18 protein-coding genes and 2 tRNA genes are annotated in these 17,130 nt (G+C 64.2%); 9 read left to right on the top strand and 11 right to left on the bottom strand.

Features of this window, described 5'->3' with window-relative positions; all coding sequences use genetic code 11:
- The first annotated feature begins 223 nt into the window (after window positions 1–223).
- On the top strand, window positions 224–1,048 hold the full coding sequence (locus tag ACS3QZ_RS10785; protein WP_456037824.1) for an isocitrate lyase/PEP mutase family protein: 825 nt from the start codon (window positions 224–226) through the stop codon (window positions 1,046–1,048).
- 84 nt (window positions 1,049–1,132) lie between these two features.
- On the opposite strand, the gene ACS3QZ_RS10780 is transcribed toward ACS3QZ_RS10785, so the two are convergent.
- The 3 genes from ACS3QZ_RS10780 to lipB all read right to left on the bottom strand — a co-directional run bounded on the left by ACS3QZ_RS10780 (window position 1,133) and on the right by lipB (window position 3,208).
- Window positions 1,133–1,546 (bottom strand): c-type cytochrome, encoded by a 414-nt coding sequence (locus tag ACS3QZ_RS10780; protein WP_093092536.1) that lies wholly within the window; start codon window positions 1,544–1,546, stop codon window positions 1,133–1,135.
- Between the two features lie 191 nt (window positions 1,547–1,737).
- A complete protein-coding gene (locus tag ACS3QZ_RS10775) occupies window positions 1,738–2,262 on the bottom strand; it encodes an outer membrane protein (RefSeq protein WP_456037823.1) in 525 nt (174 codons plus the stop codon).
- A gap of 274 nt (window positions 2,263–2,536) precedes the next feature.
- Complete coding sequence (gene lipB, locus ACS3QZ_RS10770; protein WP_456037822.1) at window positions 2,537–3,208, bottom strand: lipoyl(octanoyl) transferase LipB; 672 nt, start codon at window positions 3,206–3,208, stop codon at window positions 2,537–2,539.
- A 171-nt stretch (window positions 3,209–3,379) separates the two neighbouring features.
- Here lipB and ACS3QZ_RS10765 point away from each other — a divergent pair, with 171 nt between their 5' ends.
- From ACS3QZ_RS10765 to ACS3QZ_RS10735, 7 genes are all read left to right on the top strand, one after another.
- The gene (locus tag ACS3QZ_RS10765; protein WP_456037821.1) at window positions 3,380–3,712 is read left to right on the top strand and encodes a peptidoglycan-binding domain-containing protein; all 333 of its coding nucleotides are present in this window, start codon (window positions 3,380–3,382) and stop codon (window positions 3,710–3,712) included.
- 69 nt (window positions 3,713–3,781) lie between these two features.
- Window positions 3,782–4,984 (top strand): peptidoglycan-binding domain-containing protein, encoded by a 1,203-nt coding sequence (locus tag ACS3QZ_RS10760; protein ID WP_456037819.1) that lies wholly within the window; start codon window positions 3,782–3,784, stop codon window positions 4,982–4,984.
- 136 nt (window positions 4,985–5,120) lie between these two features.
- Window positions 5,121–5,207, top strand: a tRNA-Leu gene (locus tag ACS3QZ_RS10755).
- Between the two features lie 559 nt (window positions 5,208–5,766).
- The gene (locus ACS3QZ_RS10750; protein WP_456037818.1) at window positions 5,767–6,627 is read left to right on the top strand and encodes an FAD binding domain-containing protein; all 861 of its coding nucleotides are present in this window, start codon (window positions 5,767–5,769) and stop codon (window positions 6,625–6,627) included.
- 3 nt (window positions 6,628–6,630) lie between these two features.
- A complete protein-coding gene (locus ACS3QZ_RS10745) occupies window positions 6,631–7,113 on the top strand; it encodes a (2Fe-2S)-binding protein (protein ID WP_456037817.1) in 483 nt (160 codons plus the stop codon).
- Entirely contained in the window at window positions 7,113–9,353 is a 2,241-nt protein-coding gene (locus ACS3QZ_RS10740; protein WP_456037816.1) for a xanthine dehydrogenase family protein molybdopterin-binding subunit, read from the top strand. Before ACS3QZ_RS10745 ends, ACS3QZ_RS10740 begins: the two co-directional genes overlap by 1 nt.
- Entirely contained in the window at window positions 9,350–9,601 is a 252-nt protein-coding gene (locus ACS3QZ_RS10735; protein WP_456037815.1) for a MoaD/ThiS family protein, read from the top strand. Before ACS3QZ_RS10740 ends, ACS3QZ_RS10735 begins: the two co-directional genes overlap by 4 nt.
- Window positions 9,602–9,629: 28 nt before the next feature.
- On the opposite strand, the gene ACS3QZ_RS10730 is transcribed toward ACS3QZ_RS10735, so the two are convergent.
- From ACS3QZ_RS10730 to ACS3QZ_RS10695, 8 genes are all read right to left on the bottom strand, one after another.
- Entirely contained in the window at window positions 9,630–10,289 is a 660-nt protein-coding gene (locus ACS3QZ_RS10730; protein ID WP_456037814.1) for a DsbA family oxidoreductase, read from the bottom strand.
- Between the two features lie 86 nt (window positions 10,290–10,375).
- Entirely contained in the window at window positions 10,376–11,305 is a 930-nt protein-coding gene (locus tag ACS3QZ_RS10725) for an AEC family transporter (RefSeq protein WP_093090924.1), read from the bottom strand.
- A gap of 12 nt (window positions 11,306–11,317) precedes the next feature.
- Window positions 11,318–12,118, bottom strand: a complete 801-nt coding sequence (locus ACS3QZ_RS10720) for an MBL fold metallo-hydrolase (RefSeq protein ID WP_456037813.1) — start codon at window positions 12,116–12,118, stop codon at window positions 11,318–11,320.
- Complete coding sequence (locus ACS3QZ_RS10715) at window positions 12,115–12,921, bottom strand: TatD family hydrolase (protein ID WP_456039331.1); 807 nt, start codon at window positions 12,919–12,921, stop codon at window positions 12,115–12,117. Before ACS3QZ_RS10715 ends, ACS3QZ_RS10720 begins: the two co-directional genes overlap by 4 nt.
- Before the next feature lie 5 nt (window positions 12,922–12,926).
- Entirely contained in the window at window positions 12,927–14,045 is a 1,119-nt protein-coding gene (locus ACS3QZ_RS10710) for a DNA polymerase III subunit delta' (RefSeq protein ID WP_456037812.1), read from the bottom strand.
- A complete protein-coding gene (gene tmk / locus ACS3QZ_RS10705; protein ID WP_093090918.1) occupies window positions 14,042–14,668 on the bottom strand; it encodes a dTMP kinase in 627 nt (208 codons plus the stop codon). Before tmk ends, ACS3QZ_RS10710 begins: the two co-directional genes overlap by 4 nt.
- Window positions 14,665–15,834 (bottom strand): D-alanyl-D-alanine carboxypeptidase family protein, encoded by a 1,170-nt coding sequence (locus tag ACS3QZ_RS10700; protein WP_456037811.1) that lies wholly within the window; start codon window positions 15,832–15,834, stop codon window positions 14,665–14,667. The genes tmk and ACS3QZ_RS10700 overlap by 4 nt, the downstream gene beginning before the upstream one ends.
- Before the next feature lie 12 nt (window positions 15,835–15,846).
- Window positions 15,847–16,725, bottom strand: coding sequence for an SPOR domain-containing protein (locus ACS3QZ_RS10695; RefSeq protein WP_456037810.1), 879 nt, complete (start codon window positions 16,723–16,725; stop codon window positions 15,847–15,849).
- 195 nt (window positions 16,726–16,920) lie between these two features.
- On the opposite strand from ACS3QZ_RS10695, the gene ACS3QZ_RS10690 reads away from it, so the two are divergent.
- Window positions 16,921–17,010, top strand: a tRNA-Ser gene (locus tag ACS3QZ_RS10690).
- Window positions 17,011–17,130: the final 120 nt, after the last annotated feature.

Raw genomic sequence — 17,130 nt, 5'->3', positions numbered from 1 at the left:
GCGCCTGGTTCATCGTCGTTTTTAGATGTGTCGGGCCAAGGTCGCAATCTCCGTATTTGACCCAGATCAAAAAAAAGTGTCGCACCCGAAACGCGCGGCGCGGCGGGAAATGCAGGGGTTTCGGGGGGATTTGGCGTCGGAATTTGACGTGTTTTGGATAATGTTCGCCTTATGTTCGTGAATGTGCGAAGGTGATCGGGCGCAAATTGCAGGAGGGTGGCGGATGGACCGGGCGGAAAAGCATGAACGTTTCAAGGCATTGCACGCGGGCGCGGGTGCGTTCGTGATGCCCAATCCGTGGGATGCGGGCACGGCGCGGTTGCTGTCGTCGATGGGATTCGCGGCGCTGGCGACCACCAGCGCGGGGCTGGCCTTTGGCTTGGGGCGATGCGACGGGCAGGGGGCGCTGAGCCGGGACGAGGTGCTGGAGAACGCGCGCCGAATCGCCGGGGCGGTCGAGGTGCCGGTGTCGGCTGACCTTGAAAACGGCTATGGTGCCACGCCCGAGGCGGTGGAAGAGACCATGCGGCTGGCGGCGGAGGCCGGGCTGGTCGGGGCATCGGTGGAAGATGCCAGCGGAGATGCGGCGCGCCCGATCTATGACTTCGAGGAAGCAGTCGCGCGGGTACGTGCGGCGGTGGACGGCGCGAAGGGCCGACACCTGATGATCACGGCAAGGGCCGAGAATTACCTGTGGGGGCGTCCCGATCTGGATGACACGATTCGACGGCTGCAGGCGTTTGGCGAGGCCGGGGCGGATGTGCTCTATGCGCCGGGGTTGCCGGATTTGCAGGCGATTGCCACGGTGGTGCGCGCGGTCGACAAGCCGGTGAACGTGGTGATGGGGCTGCGGCCGCCGTTCTATAGCGTTGCCGAGTTGGCGGCGGTGGGGGTGCGGCGGATCAGCGTCGGCGGCAGTTTTGCCCGCGCCGCGTTCGGCGCTGTGCGGGATGCGGCGGAGGAAGTGCTGGGTGCGGGGACGTTCGGCTATTCCGAGCGCGCAATGCCGGGCGCGGAGATTGCAGCGGTGATGAAGGGCGACGGGTAACACGCCGTTTCGCGACGCCAAGCACAGAAAAAAACCCCCGCGCCACGCGGGCACGGGGGCGGTTTTCGCAGGGATGCGAAAGATTTATTCTGCAGCCGGTGCGACCGATGCCAGATAGGCAGCAACGTCTTCGCCGCCCTTCTTCAGCTTGAAGGACATCTTCGACTTGGCGTCAAAGCCGTTGTCGGCCAGCCACGCCTTGGGATCGGCGGCATAGGCGGCAACGGATTCCTCGGTCCAGACAAAGCCCGCTTCTGCGGCCTCGGCGAGGCCCGAGCCGTATTTGAAGTCTGCCGAACCGGCAACGCGGCCGATCACGCCATAGAGGTTGGGGCCGGTCTTGCCACCCTTGACGATGGTTTCACCTTCCGGCGATTCGATCATGTGGCAGGATTTGCATTTCTTGAAGCCATTCTCGCCTTTCGCGGCGTCACCCTCGGCGAATGCGGGGGCGGCGAGGGCCAGAGCTGCGGCGGCTGATGCAATGATGAGTTTCATGTTTTGCCTCTTCAATTGGGTTACTTCGCGTCCGGGGCGCACCTTTGTGCAATCCGCGCCGAAGTGCAACGTGCAAAAGCGCGCGGGGGCCTTGTCGGCGGAAACATGAGTATTGTTTGTGTTTTGTGAGGAAAAACAACGAAAAAAGGGCGTCGGAAGCCCGGCGCCCATAATCAGCGATTCGCTATCGATCAGAAACGATAGTTGAACTTCAGCGCCGCGCTGGTGTCTTCGAGCCGGCGACCTGTGGTGCCAAAGCTGTTGTATTCTGCCTTGAGCACTTCGAGGCCGACGCTCCAGTCGTTTGACAGCATGCGTTCGACGCCGAACCCGTACACGAACCCGTCATCTGTCATCGACCCGGCCCCGGTGCTTACCGATCCGCGGGTCACGCCAGCGGTTCCGTAAAACAGCGTGCCGTCGAAATCGTAGCCAAAGCGGCCCTTGAGGGCGACGGATTCATCGAACGTGCCAAAACCAAGCCGGTTGTCAGGGCGCCGGTATTCGATTTCACCCCCTGCAACCCAGTCGCCAAAGTCGTAGTTGTACCCGGCCTGAAGGCCGCCGAAGGCGTTATCGTCGCGGACGCCAGCGGATTGGCTTTCGCCAAAGCCCAGCTGGGCGCCGCCGTAAAAGCCGGTCCAGTCGGTTGCAAGGGCCGGGGTGGCCATGGCGCCGACGAGGGCGACAGCGGTGAGTAAGGATGCGGTTTTCATTGTCTTGACCTTTCCCATTCAAGGGGCCCATTCACGGGTCTTTCGAGCCTTTGCTCGGGACCGACATATGGCGGCAAGGAGCGGGTTCAATCGGGTAGGCGGGCAAACCAAAGAAACAGGTCCCAAAGCGCAAGAATCAGGCTGCACCATGCCGATGCAGGCGGAAGAACCGGCGAATTTCAGCCGCTTGCGCGCGATCGCGAAAATGTGGGCGCGCGCCCTCTTGAATGCGGTCGCTTGCAGGCTGGTGTTCGGGGGGGCACCTTTGGGGGCGTCAGGACGCGGGGGACACAGCCGCGTCGCCGAAGATGTCTTCGAAACAGCGGCGCAGGGCGACATCGAGGTCATCCATCGTGACCGGCAGGCCGAGATCGACCAGCGAGGTGACGCCATGTTCGGTGATGCCGCAGGGCACGATGCCGGTGAAGTGATCGAGATCGGGTTCAACGTTGATCGAGATGCCGTGGAAGCTCACCCATTTGCGCAGGCGGATGCCGATGGCGGCAATCTTGTCCTCGGGTTTCTGGCCGGTCACGGTGAGGGGTTTGTCATCGCGGGTGATCCAGACACCAACGCGCCCGTCGCGGATTTCGCCGCGCAGGTTGAACTCTGCCAGGGTGGCAATCACCCACTCCTCGAGCTGCTGGACGAAGGCGCGGATATCGCGCCCGCGCTTGTTGAGATCGAGCATCACGTAGGCGACGCGCTGTCCGGGGCCGTGATAGGTGTATTGGCCGCCGCGCTTGGAGGTGTAGACCGGAAACCGGTCCGGATCGGTCAGGTCGGCGGGTTTGGCCGATGTTCCGGCGGTATAGAGCGGAGGGTGCTCGACCAGCCAGATACATTCGTCGGCCTCGCCTGCCGCGATGGCGGCGGCGCGGGTCTCCATGAAGGTGACGGCCTCGTCGTAATCGGTCAGGCCGTCCGTGATGATCCATTCAACCATGCTGTGCCCCAGATGATATGCGGTTGGTATCGAGTAAAAGGTCTGCGGGGCGAATGTCCAGAGCGCGCAGCCCCGCAGGTTTTTCTTCGCGGAGGGCGGGGATTGGGGTAGGCTCAAGGCATTCTTAACCCTTTTGGGGGGCAATTTCACAAAGTGATAGGGAGACAGGGGATGTTCAACAAGTCGATCAAGGCAACGATTGCGGCGGTGTTTCTTGCCACGTCCGGGGCGGCCCCCGCGCTGGCCAGCGACGTCGGTGCCGCGATCGTCGGCGGGATTATCGGCGGCGTCATCGTGAACGAGGCGCACAAGGACAAGCGGCGCAAACACGCGGCGGCGCGCTATTCCGCCACCCGCGCCTATAACCGCGAAACCCAGACCGCGCTGAACTATTTCGGGTTCAATGCCGGGTCTCCTGATGGGGTGATGGGGCGCCGCAGCAAGGCCGCGATCACTCAGTACCAGGTCTATGTCGGGTTTCCCGCGACCGGCAACCTGACATAGTATGAACGCGATTTCCTCGTCACGTCCTATAACCGCGCGCAGGTTGGGGGGGCACAGGTTGTCAAGGCGATGCAGTCGCACCAACACGGAGTTCGCAGCCTGTTGGCGGTCTGGCATGAAGAGGCGACGGGCGTGCGCACGCCCAACGCGTCGGGCTATGCCGGGATGCCGGTCGAGGTCAGCCAGGCGATCGACGAGGTGGCCCTAAGTTCGGAACCGAGCGCGGAACAGCTGATGCAGCGCTCTGGGTTCATCCAACTGGTCGACCTGAACGGGGATGGCAAGACGGACTATATTCTCGACACATCGGTCACGGGCAGCTCGTTCTGGTGTGGCGATCAGAGCTGTACGGTCATGGTGTTCGCGTCGTCCTCCCAGGGCTACAAGCGCAATGATTTCCTGACCAATGACGCCACGCCGGCGATGTTCTCGTGCCACCAGAGCGTCTGTCGCGTGAGCCAGTCGAGCACGACGCAGGTTGTGGTGGCGCCACAGCCGACCCCGGTCATCAACACGCCGCCGCCATCGACCAAGGTGTCAAATCAGAATGCGGGCAATGGGCTGAACGGAATCACGCTTTTCAACACCGGCCCGAAAGAGGCGGCGGCGCGGTCTTTGGCCAGCCATTGTTCCAAGGTGTCGCTGCTCACCAGTTCGAATGGCGGTTTCATGACCGTGTCGAACATGAACGATCCCGAACTGGCCATGAGCGAACAATTCTGTCTGGCCCGGACTTACGCGATCGGAACCGGAGAAAACATGACCAGCGCGCTTCAGGGCGTGACCGCGGCACAGGTCGATCAGCAATGTGATGCGTTTGGCCCGGCGCTGGCCCCCTATGTGGGCAAGCTTGGCACCACGGATGCGGCGGCGCTGACCGGTGAAGTGCAGAAATTTGTCCTGACCTCGAACATGTCGATTGATCAGCTGGCAAACACCGCCAAGATCTGCCTGTTCTCGGGCTATCGCCGCGACCAGATGGATGTGGCGCTTGGGTCGGCGCTGCTGATGGTTGGTCTGGGGCAGAAGCCCTATGGCGAACTGGTCGGGCATCACGTGGCGCAGGGATATGGCGCCGCCGCCGACCCGGAGCGGGCGCAGGGGTGGTACATGATGGCGATCGAGGCGCTTGAGGGCGGGGCCGAGGCGGCCTTTGCCCCCGGACAGCCCGAGCGCGTCGCCCTGCTGCGTGCCGCGGTGAACCGCGCGCCCGGAGGGTTGGCCCAACCGCAACCCGCCGCCGCGCTGCCGACATTCAAGCTTGGTGAATGAACTGGAATTCGGGGCGGCCTGTGCCGCTCCGAAACCGGGCCGGACGGGCTTTCATCAAAAGTTTCGATTAGGGCGCATTTGCCTCTTCACATCCCAATCCGGCTCGTCTATACGCCCCTCACCCACCAGGGCATGTGCGGTCGTGGCGGAATTGGTAGACGCGCAGCGTTGAGGTCGCTGTTCCTTAACCGGAGTGGAAGTTCGAGTCTTCTCGACCGCACCATTGGGTCCTTGCCCATAGCAACGCCCGGGCAATGCCGGGTTCCTGCCTTGGCACAGACGCCGAAAATCTTCTGACAACCCAATCCAGCGGGCCGATGCAACAGGCGTTTGGCGTGTGCGGTGCGTGTGTTCTGTTCAGGGCTGTTCCGGTTTTGCAGTTCGGGTCGGTTGTCGGCAAAAATGTGTCGCTGTTGCCCGAACCCGAGAGCGCAAACATGTAAGAGTATCAGCCAACAACGCGCGTTTCGCCGTGCATGCCGTGCGTGTGGTTATGTGCCCCCCTGATAAGGGAGTCGGAGCGGCAGGGCGCGTGGCGCCGCAGGCGGAGGCCTGTGTGTAGTGTCGCGATCAGGGGCGTTGGCGGGGCCGGTATCCCCGGCCATCTTGTTGACCCGAGGTCAGGAACATGGGGCAGGCTGTGCCGGCTCCATGAATGAAAACAGCGCTTGATCCGCACGGGCTGCAGGCGCAAGACTAGGACAAAGGCGCGCGGAATTGCGCGCCCTATGCTTTTTCGCGGGGGCGCGGGCCCCTGACGGAACGCCAGGAAGGAAGGTCATATGCATTATCATTCGCCGTCGACATTCGAAGACGCCGCGCGGCTTGCGGCGTCGACCACCGGAGTCACCCGGTTTCTCGCTGGTGGCACCGATGTGCTGGTGCAGATGCGCGCCGGTATGGTGCTCCCGGACGATCTGATCGACCTCAAGGGGATACCCGGGGTGGCCGACATCCAACAGACCGAGGATGGCGGTTGGCGGATCGGCGTCGCTGTGCCGGGCATTCAACTGGGCGCGCATGCCGCGCTGGTGGCGGATTGGCCCGGTGTGGTCGAGGGGATGGAGCTTGTCGGTTCGACCCAGGTGCAGGGGCGCGCGACGCTGACCGGGAACCTGTGCAACGGCTCGCCGGCAGCGGATTCGGTGCCGGGGCTGGTGGCGGCCGGGGCGACGGTGGAGATCACCGGACCGGACGGCACGCGTACTGCATCGGTTGAGGACATCCCGGCGGGACCGGGCAAAACGACGCTGGGGCAGGGGGAGCTGATTTCGGCGATCCTGTTGCCGCCGCGCGGGCAGAATGGCGGCGATGCCTACCTGCGCTTCATTCCGCGCACCGAGATGGATATTGCGGTGGTGGGCTGTGCCGTCAGCCTGACGCTTGAGGGCGATACCGTGACGGCGGCGCGTGTGGCGCTGGGCGCGGTGGCGCCGACCGTGGTTCTGGTGCCTGAGGCGGCCGAGGCCATCATTGGCACGACGCTGGACGACGCGGCGCTGGAGGCGCTGGCCAAGGCGGCAAGCGCCGCCTGCAACCCGATTGACGACAAACGCGGGACGGTGGCGTTCCGCACGGATGTGGCGGGCGTGCTGGCACAGCGCGCCGCGAAGATCGCGTATACGCGCGCGAAAGGAGCCTGAGACATGAGCAAGACCCACGTGACGACGAAGGTAAACGGGGACACGGTTGAGTTTCTGGCCGACCCGCGCGCCAGCCTGCTGGATTGCCTGCGCGACAATCTTGGCCTGACCGGAACCAAGGAAGGCTGTGGCACCGGCGATTGCGGTGCCTGTTCGGTGACGCTTGACGGAACGCTTGTGTGTTCCTGTCTCGTGCTGGGGGTCGAGGCCGAGGGCCGCGAGATCGGCACGATCGAGGGCATGGCCGACGAAAAGGAACTGCATCCGTTGCAGCGCAAGTTCATTGAACATGCGGCGCTGCAATGCGGGTTCTGCACGCCGGGCTTCCTTGTGGCGGCCAAGGCGCTTCTGGATCAGAACCAGAACCCGACCGAGGAAGAGGTCCGCTATTGGCTGGCGGGCAACCTGTGCCGGTGCACCGGCTATGACAAGATCATCCGCGCCGTGATGGATGCGGCGGCGGAACTGCGTGGGGAGGCTGCGTGATGGCGAAGGACGGACTCACAGAATTCAGACTGGTTGGCACACGGCCGGACCGCCCGGACGGGCTCGACAAGGTGACGGGGCGTGCGCGCTATGGTGCGGATATCTCGGCGCCGGGGATGCTTTGGGCGGCGGTGGTGCGCAGCCCGCATGCGCATGCGCGGATCGTCAGGATCGACACCTCGAAAGCAGAGGCGCTGGACGGGGTGAAGGCGGTGATCACGCGCGCCGATTTCCCAGAGGGGCTGACCGGCGAGGCGTGGAACCTGCAGGAAAACACCATGGCAGGGGAGCGCGCGCTTTATGATGGGCATGCGGTGGCCGCCGTGGCGGCGACGTCGGCTTTCGTGGCGCAGGATGCGGTGCGGCTGATCGAGGTCGAGTACGAGGTGCTGCCGCATGTGATTGACGTGGATGACGCGATCAAGCCGGACGCGCCGGTGATCCGCGAAGGCGCGGCGGATGCGAGCGTGCCCGAAGGCATGCCGCCCAACGTGGTGCGGTACATGGAATTTGGTCACGGGGACGTCGAGGCCGGGTTTGGCGAGGCCGATCTGGTCATGGAAAAGACCTATAAGACCGAAGCCACGCACCAGGGCTATATCGAGCCGCATGCCTGCATGGGGCAGATGGGCGAAGACGGCCGGGGCGAGATGTGGGTCTGTACGCAGGGCCACTGGTTCATTCGCAAGATGTGTTGCGATGTGCTGGGACTTGATCCGGCGCAGCTTCGCGTGACCCCGTCCGAAATCGGTGGCGGTTTTGGCGGCAAGACGACGATCTTCATGGAGCCGCTTTCGCTGGCGCTGAGCAAGAAGGCAGGCGGGCGTCCGGTGAAGGTTGTGATGACCCGTTCCGAAGTGCTGCGCGCGACGGGGCCGACGGCGTCGGCGTCGATGGACGTGAAGATCGGCATGACCAAGGATGGACAGATCACCGCCGGGCGGGCCGAGTTCCGCATGCAGGGCGGGGCTTTTCCGGGCGCGCCGGTGGATTTCGCGCTGATGTGTGGCTTTGCCGCCTACAAGATGCCGGCGGTGGAACATATCGGCTATGACGTTCTGGCCAACCGCCCGCGCGCGGCGGCCTATCGCGCGCCGGGGTCCCCGATGGGGGCCTTTGCGGTGGAGAGCCTTGTTGACGAGATGTGCCGTGAGCTGGGGCTTGATCCGCTGGAAGTGCGTCTGAAAAACGCGGTGCACGAAGGGGACAAGGCCAGCTATGGGCCGAAATTCGGTTCGATCGGGCTGGAAGAAGTGTTGCAGGCCACGAAGGCGCACCCGAACCTGTTGGCCGAACTGGGGCCGAACCAGGGGCGCGGCATGGCCAGTGGCTATTGGTTCAACCATAGCGGCGACACGTCGGTTTCGCTGGCGATTTCCGAGGATGGCACGGCGCAGGTTTCCGTGGGCACGCCGGATATCGGCGGGAGCCGGGCGTCGATTGCGCTGATGACGGCGGAAACGCTGGGCATCGACTATGAAGACGTGCGGGTAAACGTGGTCGAGACCGGTGCGCTGGGCGTGAACGAGCCCACCCACGGAAGCCGTGCGACCTTTGCCAGCGGCAAGGCGGCGGTGATGGCCGCAGAGCAGGCGATTGGCGAGATGTGTCGCCGGGCCGCGGCCAAGTGGGGCATTGAACCCGAGGCCGTGGAATGGGTCGATGGCGCGGCGCAACCCGCCGGGCCGAATGCCGGGAAATTCCCGCCGATGACCATTGCCGAGATCGCCGCCAAGATGAGTTCGACCGGCGGGCCGATCGCCGGGCATCATGAATCGGTGCCCGAAGGTGTGGGCGCGAGCTTTGGCACCCATGTGGTGGATGTCGAAGTGGACCCGGAGACCGGGCGCACGACCATTCTGCGCTATCTCGTGGTGCAGGATGCCGGGCGGGCGATTCACCCGGCCTATGTGGAAGGCCAGTATCAGGGCGGCGCGGTGCAGGGCATCGGCTGGGCGCTCAATGAGGCCTATATCTATGGCGAAGACGGGCGGTTGCAGAACACGGTGTTCCTGGATTACCGGATCCCGGTGGCGTCGGACCTGCCGATGATCGACACGGTGATCGTTGAGGTGCCCAATCCGGGCCACCCATACGGGGTGCGCGGGGTCGGGGAGACCGGGATCACGCCGCCGCTGCCTGCGATTGCCAACGCGATCCATGACGCGGTGGGCGTGCGCCTGCGCAGCCTGCCGATGTCGCCCCCTGCGGTTCTGGCGGCACTCAAGGCCAAGGAATGAGCGGGGCGGTTTCCGTTCATCTGTGGTCCAGCCTGACCCGGTTCACGGACGGGGCGCGGGTGGTCTCGGTCGAGGCCGCAACGGTGGGCGGGCTTCTGGAGGCGCTTGCAGGCGCCTATCCGGGGCTTGAGCCGATCCTTGAGGCGGGCGTTTCAGTGGTGATTGATGACGAACTGGTCACGGATCACCACAGCGCCGTGCCCGAGGGGGCCGAAGTCTACCTGATGCAACGGATCAAGGGCGGCTGAGGCCGCCCTTTGGTGTTTTGGCCGAAGTTTATTGGCTGACCTGCCGCGGTTGCGCGGCCATCTGGGTCAGCACCTGCGTGAAAGTATCGACGCCCTGCGCGCCCGAAGTGGCCTGTCGCGCATCAAAGATCATCGTCGGGACGCCGCTCACTCCGCGCGAAGTCCAGAAAGCTTCCTTGTCGCGCACGGTGTGGGCAAAGCGCTGATCGTTCAGAACCGCGCGGGCTTCGTCGCCGTCAAGGCCGACGGCTTCGGCTACGGCAATCAGGATTTCGGGATCGGACACGTCTTTGCCGTCGGTGAAATAGGCGTCAAATAGCGCGAGCTTGAGGTCCTGAGTTTTTCCCATGTCCGAGGCCCAGTGCAGCAGTTGATGGGCGTTGAACGTGTTGTAGATGCGGCTCTCGGGGGTGAAGGCAAAGGTGAAACCAAGGTCGGCGCCCAGTTGCGTGAGATGCGCACGGGCGCTTGCGGATTGTTCGGGGGTGCTGCCGTATTTGCGGGCGATGTGTTCGCCGGTGTTTTCGCCTTCGGGGACCATGTCCGGGTTGAGTTCGAACGGGTGCCAGTAGGTTTCAACCGGCACGCCGGCTTTCTCGCTGGCGGCGATCAGTTGGCGATAGCCGACGATGCACCACGGGCAGACAACGTCAGAGATAATGTCGACACGGATGGGGGCGATGGTCATGGCGTTGGCTCCTTTGCGCGAGGCAAGGAATATGGACCTCGGGTGCAGGGGGTTCAAGTCACGGTGTTGTGTGTCGGGCGTCTGCCTTAGGGGATCACGAAAAGCCAGAGCCAGATGGTGAAGACCGAGGCGCCGGTGGCAATCAGCACGCTTGAAGCGGCGACACGCTGGGCGCGGCCATACATGTTGGCAAAGAGATAGGCGTTGACGCCGGGGGCCATGGTGGCGGTGAGCACGGCGGAGCGAAAGCTGTCGCGGTCAAGGCCGGAGAGTGTACCCAGTGTCCATGTGATCAGCGGGTGCAGGCCAAGCGCGATGGCGCAGGCAAATAGGATCACGCGCATGTCGCCTTCGGGGCGGTAACGGAACAGGACGCCGCCCATGCCAAAGAGCGCGGCGGGCAGGGCCGAGGCGGCGATGAGGTTGACCGCCGAAGTGATGGCGTCGGGCACAGGGATATGGCCAAGGTTGACGATGAAGCCCAGACCGATCCCGAGGATCAGCGCGTTGGAAAACATCGCCTTGAGCACCTTGGGCACGATGGCGCGGCGACTGCCGCCACGGGCGCGCAGGATTTCCATGACGGTGATGCCCAGCCCATAGCAGAAGGGTGCGTGGATCGAGACGATGGCATAGTTGCCGGTGAGTGCGTCGGGGCCATACGCCTGTTCGGTGATGGCTAGGCCGAGGAGCAGGGAGTTGGAGAAGAGGCAGATGAAGCCGATGGCGGTGGCGTCTTCCCAGTCGCGGCCAAAGAAATAACGTGCCCCCAGCATCCCGGCGAGAAAGCACAGGAAAGCCCCGGCATAGAAGCTGCCCATCATGGGCAGGTTGTATTCGGCGGCCAGATCCAGCGAAGAGATCGCGCGGAACAGCAGGACGGGTACGGCAATGCCGGTGGCATAGCGCATCAGCCCGTCGACGTGATTATGCGTGAAGTAGCCGCGCCAAGTGGCGACATAGCCCGCGCCGATCACCACAAAGACCGGCAGGATGACCGAGATCAGCGTCTGCATATGCGCAGCCGTTCAGACATCGTAGGTGATTTGCATGCCGTCATAAGCCGGTGTGATGTGGGCGGGGGTTTCGGCGTCGACCGTGGCATAGTCGAGGTCGATATGCATGTTGGTCAGCACGGCGCGCCGGGGAGCGGTGCGGTCGATCCATTGCAGCGACTTTTCGAAATGCGCGTGTGTCGGGTGGGGCGTGCGGCGCAGGGTGTCGAGGATGAAGCAATCCATGTTCTGCAGGGCGTCCCAGGCATCGTCGGGGATGTCGGCCACGTCGGGCATGTAGACCAGCCCGCCGACACGGAAGGCGAGCGCGTCGATGCTGCCGTGATTGACTTCGATCGGAGTGAAGGTGATGTCGCCTCCGGCGCCCGAGACGGTCACGTCGCCCTTGATCGTGTGCATGTCGAGGATCGGCGGATAGGGCGAATCCTCGGGCTGCACGAAAGCATAGCCGAAGCGGGAATAAAGCGCGTCCTGTGTCGGGCCGTCGGCCCAGACCGGGATGCGTTTGCGCATGTTGAAGACGATCATGCGCAGATCGTCGATGCCGTGCACGTGGTCGGCATGGGAATGGGTGTAGAGCACGGCGTCAAGCGCGCCGACCTCTTCGCGCAGAAGCTGGTGGCGCATGTCGGGCGAGGTGTCGATCAGGACGGTCGTCTTGCCGTCATTGTTTTCACGCTCGACCAGCAGGGAGCAGCGGGTGCGGCGGTTGCGTGGGTTCTCGGGGTCGCAATCGCCCCAGTGCCCGCCAAGACGGGGGACGCCGCCCGAGCTGCCGCAGCCCAAGATGGTGAAGGTCAGACGGGCGCTCATGCGGCTTTGGCCTTGAGCTGGGCCTTGGAGAACAGGCGGTCGAAATTGGCCTGTGTCTGGGCCGCGAACTCGGCGTAGTCCATGCCGAACACCTCGGCGCCGACGCGGGCGGTTTTCTCGACATAGGCGGGTTCGTTGCGCTTGCCGCGGAACGGGGGCGGCGCGAGGTAGGGCGCGTCGGTTTCGACAAGGATGCGCTCGACCGGCGCGGCGGCAAAGATATCGCGCACCTCTTGGGAGCGGGGAAAGGCGGCGATGCCGGACATGGAGAGGTAAAAGCCTAGGTCGAGCATCTGGCGCGCCAGCTCTGCGCCGGAGCTGTAGCAATGCATGACGCATGAATAGGCGCCGTTGTGGAATTCTTCGGTCAGGATGCGGGCCATGTCTTCGTCTGCGTCGCGGCTGTGAATGATCAGCGGCAGGCCGGTTTCACGCGCCGCTTCGACGTGTACGCGCAGAGAGGTCTGTTGGATGTCCTTGCTTTCGGCAGTGTAGTGGTAATCAAGCCCGGTTTCGCCGATGCCGACGAATTTCGGATGCTTGGCAAGTGCAACCAGTTCGTCGAGCGTGGCCAGCGGTTCGTCGGCGGCGCTCATCGGGTGGGTGCCTGCGGCGTAGAAGACGGGCGCATGCGCTTCGGCAATGGCGCGCACCTGCGGTTCGAGGCGCAAGCGGGTGCATATCGTGACCATGCGGGTGACGCCGGCCCGGCCCGCGCGGGCGACGATCTCGTCCAGTTGCCCCTCGAAGTCGGGGAAGTCGAGATGGCAATGGCTGTCGGTGATTTCGGGCAGGTCGGTCATATCGCTCATGCGCTGGCAGTTTTCTGAATCCTGAAAACCGTATCAAGCACCAGCGCGGCAGGGTCAAGGTTCACCGCCTGACCGTGGCGGCTGCGATCGGTGATTTCCTGTGCCGCGACGGCCCATTCGCGCGCTTTGTGGGCGTTGGGGGCCAGACGGGAGAGCAGGGCGGCCTCGCCCGGGGCAGCCTCGACCAGAGGCGGCTGTCCGGTGGCGCCGGTGCGCGCGAGGCGGGTCACGAAGATGTCGATCAGGGTCAGGAGCAGTTCGAACTTGTCGGCGGCACCGCGCTGGGCGGCGGCTTCGGCGAGTTTGAGCGCCTGTTGGCGGTCAAAGCCGGGCATGGTGGAGAAGAGGGCGACGAGATGCTGGTACATTTCCAGCCCGCCAAGGCGGACAAGGCGCAAGGCTTCGCCCACGGACCCGGCGGAAAGCTCGGCCAGGGCCGGGGTTTCCTCGACTTCGAGCCCGGCCTGTTGCAGCGCGGCATGCATGTCCTCGGGCAAAAGCGGGTGCAGGCGCAGTTCGCGGCAGCGCGAGCGGATCGTGGGCAAGAGGCGCGAGGGCTGGTGCGAGATCAGGAGAAGCGTGGTGCGCGCGGGGGGCTCTTCGAGCATTTTCAGAAGGCCGTTGGCGGCGTTCATGTTCATGTCGTCAGCGGCATCCACGATCACGACGCGGCGCCCGCCCTCGGCAGAGGACATGTGCAGGAAATGCGTCAGGCCGCGAATGTCGTCGATCACGATCTGATCCCGCAGGCGTCCGGTTTTTTCGTTCACGGTGCGGGTGATCGAGAACAGCCCCGGTTCGGAGCGCGCGGCGATGCGGCGGGCGACGGGGTGGTCGGGATCGACCTGCAGGCTGTCATATTGGGGCGGGCCGCCGAACAGGCCGCCATCGGCCTCGCCCGCCGTGGCCAGCAGAAAGCGGGCGATCTGCCAAGCCAGCGTCGCCTTGCCCACGCCAAGCGGGCCGGTGATCAGCCAGCCGTGGTGCAGACGGTCTGCGTTCAGAGCCTGCAGGAAATCGCGCTGGGCGGCGTCCTGTCCGAAAAGGCGCAAGGTCTCGCGAGGATGCGGCGCGCCGGGGACGCGATCGGCTTCTGGGAGGGCCTCTTCGCTCACGCCAGATGCTCCAGCGCGATGCGGGTGACGTCTAGGGCAACCTCTTCGGGGCTGCGCCCGCCATCGATGACGCGGAAACGGTCGGAAAATTCATTGGCGAGGTTGAGAAAACCGCGGCGCATCTGTTCTTGAAGCGCCTGCCCGAAATCCTCGAACCGCTCCTCGGAAGTCTGGCGGGCCTTGGCGCGGGTGAGGCCAAGGGCCGGGTCCATGTCGATCAGCAATGTCAGGTCGGGTTCGCGCCCGATCATGAGGGCGTGCAGCTGGTCGACAATGCCGCGCAGATCGCCGCGCGACAGGCCCTGATACATGCGGGTTGAATCGGCAAAGCGGTCGCAGATCACCACCTTGCCCTGCGCCAGCGCGGGCAGGATCGTGCGTTCGAGATGATCGCGGCGGGCCGCCGTGAAAAGCAGGATCTCGGTTTCAGCGGACCAGCGGTCTGGGTCGCCTTCGAGCACGAGGGAGCGGATTTCCTCGGCCCCCGGAGAGCCGCCGGGTTCGCGGGTCAGGACAACGTCATAGCCTTCGGCGCGCAGGGCATCGGCCAGACGGCGGGCCTGTGTCGACTTGCCGGACCCGTCGATGCCCTCGAAAGTGATAAAGCAGGCGGCGTGTTTCAAAGCGCCCCCGCCGGGGTCAGCCCGAGCTGGCCCATCAAGACGTTGGTCGCGGTGCGCAGGCGCACGGCAAAGCCCCCTTCGGAAATATCGCTTTCGGCCACGAGAGGCACACGGATCTCGGGCAGTTCTTCTGGTTTGAGCACCAGTTGGGCCAGTTCCTGCCCCTTGGTGATCGGCGCGTTGACCGGCCCCTGATAGACCACTTCGGCCTGTACCTTGTTTTGGGCGAGGACCGGCAGCAGCACGGTGATGTCCTCGGTCGGGACGAGACCGACGCGGGGCAGGCTGCCCATCCAGACATCCGCCTCGGCCACGCGCTCACCGGCCTTGACGATGGTGGATTGCGAGAACTGGCGGAAAGCCCAGTTGACGATCTGTTCGGACACTTCGGCACGGGCGGCGGTACTCTCGAGGCCGGAAATGGCAAAGATCACGCGGCGTCCGCCCTGCACGGCGGACCCGACAAGACCATACCCTGCTTCGGATGTGTGACCGGTCTTGAGACCGTCGGCGCCGATGTTGAGCTTCAGAAGCGGGTTGCGGTTGCGGGTGTTCTGGGGCGCGCGGCCGTCAAACTTGAACTCGGTTTCCGCGAACATCGGGTAGAAGTCGGGGAAGTCGCTGATCAGGCGGTTGGCCAGCAGCACCAGATCGCGCATCGACATGCGATGTCCGGGCGCGGGCCATCCATTGGAGTTGGCAAAGGTCGAGTTTGTCATGCCCATCTGGCGCGCCTTGCGGGTCATCAGGCGGGCGAACCCGGCTTCGGTCCCGTCCGGGCTCAGTGTTTCGGCGATCACGGCACAGGCGTCATTGCCAGAAAGCACGATGATCCCACGCAGAAGGTCGATCACCTTGACCCGGTCGGTCGTGTCCAAAAACATGGTCGAGCCGCCATAGCTCATCGCGTGATTGGACACGGGCAGGCGTTCTTCGGTCGACAGGCGCCCGTCGCGGATCGCCTCGAACGCCATGTAGAGTGTCATCAGCTTGGACATCGAAGCCGGCGGCAGCGCGGTGTCGGCATTCTTGGCCATGAGCACGGTCCCGGTGGACTGGTCCATGACAAAGGCCGCCGTCGCGCGGGTTTCAAAGGCGCGGGCCGCCGACAGCGGCAGCATCAGCACAAGCACGAGGGCCAGTAGGGTGGCAAAAAGCCGGGGCATTCAGCGTCTCCGTCAGTTGGTCACGGCATAGGCGTCGGTAAAGCCGGTGCCGTGCACTTTCTTGATCATCGCGTTCAGGCCGGATTTGGATGTTGCCGGTCCGACCAGCACGCGCCAGAAGGTCTTGCTTCCGGACGTGGTTTTCTTGATCTGCGGCTCAAGCCCGGCGGTGCGCATCTGGTCGGCGGCGGTCTTGGCGTTGGCCTCGACCGAGAAGATGCCGATCTGCACATAGGGTTTCTTGAGCGACGAGGATTGCGGTTTGGGGGCAACCTCGGACTGGGCCGCGGGCGGTGTCGGCTTGGTTTCTTCGGCCTCGGCGGCGGCAATGGCCGCCGTCGCCGCTGCAATCGGTTCGAGCGGGGCCTCTTCGACCTGAGCAGGTTCGGTGACTTCGGATGTCGCCTCGGCGGTGGCTGGGGGATCCTCGGGCACTTCCTCGCGCCGCAGCGCAGTGACATTCAGTTCGACGGGCTGACCGGCGAGCATGCCAAGCGCCTCGGCGGCGTCAGATGAGACCTGGATGCGCGGTCCGGGGATTTCCCGTTCGCGGCGGAACAGTGCGCCGATCACGAACTTGCCGTTGGCCTGGTTGCGGATGATGACCCGTTCCGGGTCGGCCACGTCCGGGTGCGCCGCCCAGACCCCGCCCAGCGACGGGCGCCCGTCCCAGAGGCCGGCCTCGGTCTTGGAAAAGACCTCGGGGGCTTCGACATCGCGTTCCACCAGCTTGGTTGTTTGTCCGGCAGTGGTGGGCGCGGTGGGTTCCTTGTTCCCGAACAGCGCAAAATCCTCGCCGTCGGTGCAGGCACCGAGCGACATCACGAGAAGCAATGCGGCGACGGATGCGCCGCGCCGTCCCGGTCCGATTGGAGTGCGGATGAGTGCCATGTCTTGTCCCTTGCCTGTCAGCGGTCGTTGCCGCAGATGATCCCGACACCGCGATGCGCGCGGGCCGGACCGTGTTTGTTTGCGCAGAGTTTAGCCCCATGTGCAAAGCAATAAAAGTCCGGCGGGTGCAATCGGCAAAAAATCACCCCGTCACGTCTTGCACATGGGCATTCGCGCGATTAGTCATGTCGCGTCGGAGGAGTGGCAGAGTGGTCGAATGCACCGGTCTTGAAAACCGACGAGGGTTAACGCCCTCCGTGGGTTCGAATCCCACCTCCTCCGCCACCGACCCCTGTCTCAGTAATCCCTGCAGAATTGGTTTCGAATAGTGCCGTGATTCCCGTCGGTTGCGGGAGTGGGTTTCGAACAGAGACGCACTGTGGCGTGGTATTTCCCTGAACATTC

It is taken from the genome of Shimia sp. W99, from assembly GCF_053851455.3.
The sequence above is the reverse complement of the archived record's forward strand: the minus strand, read 5'-3'. Positions and strand labels throughout refer to the sequence as shown.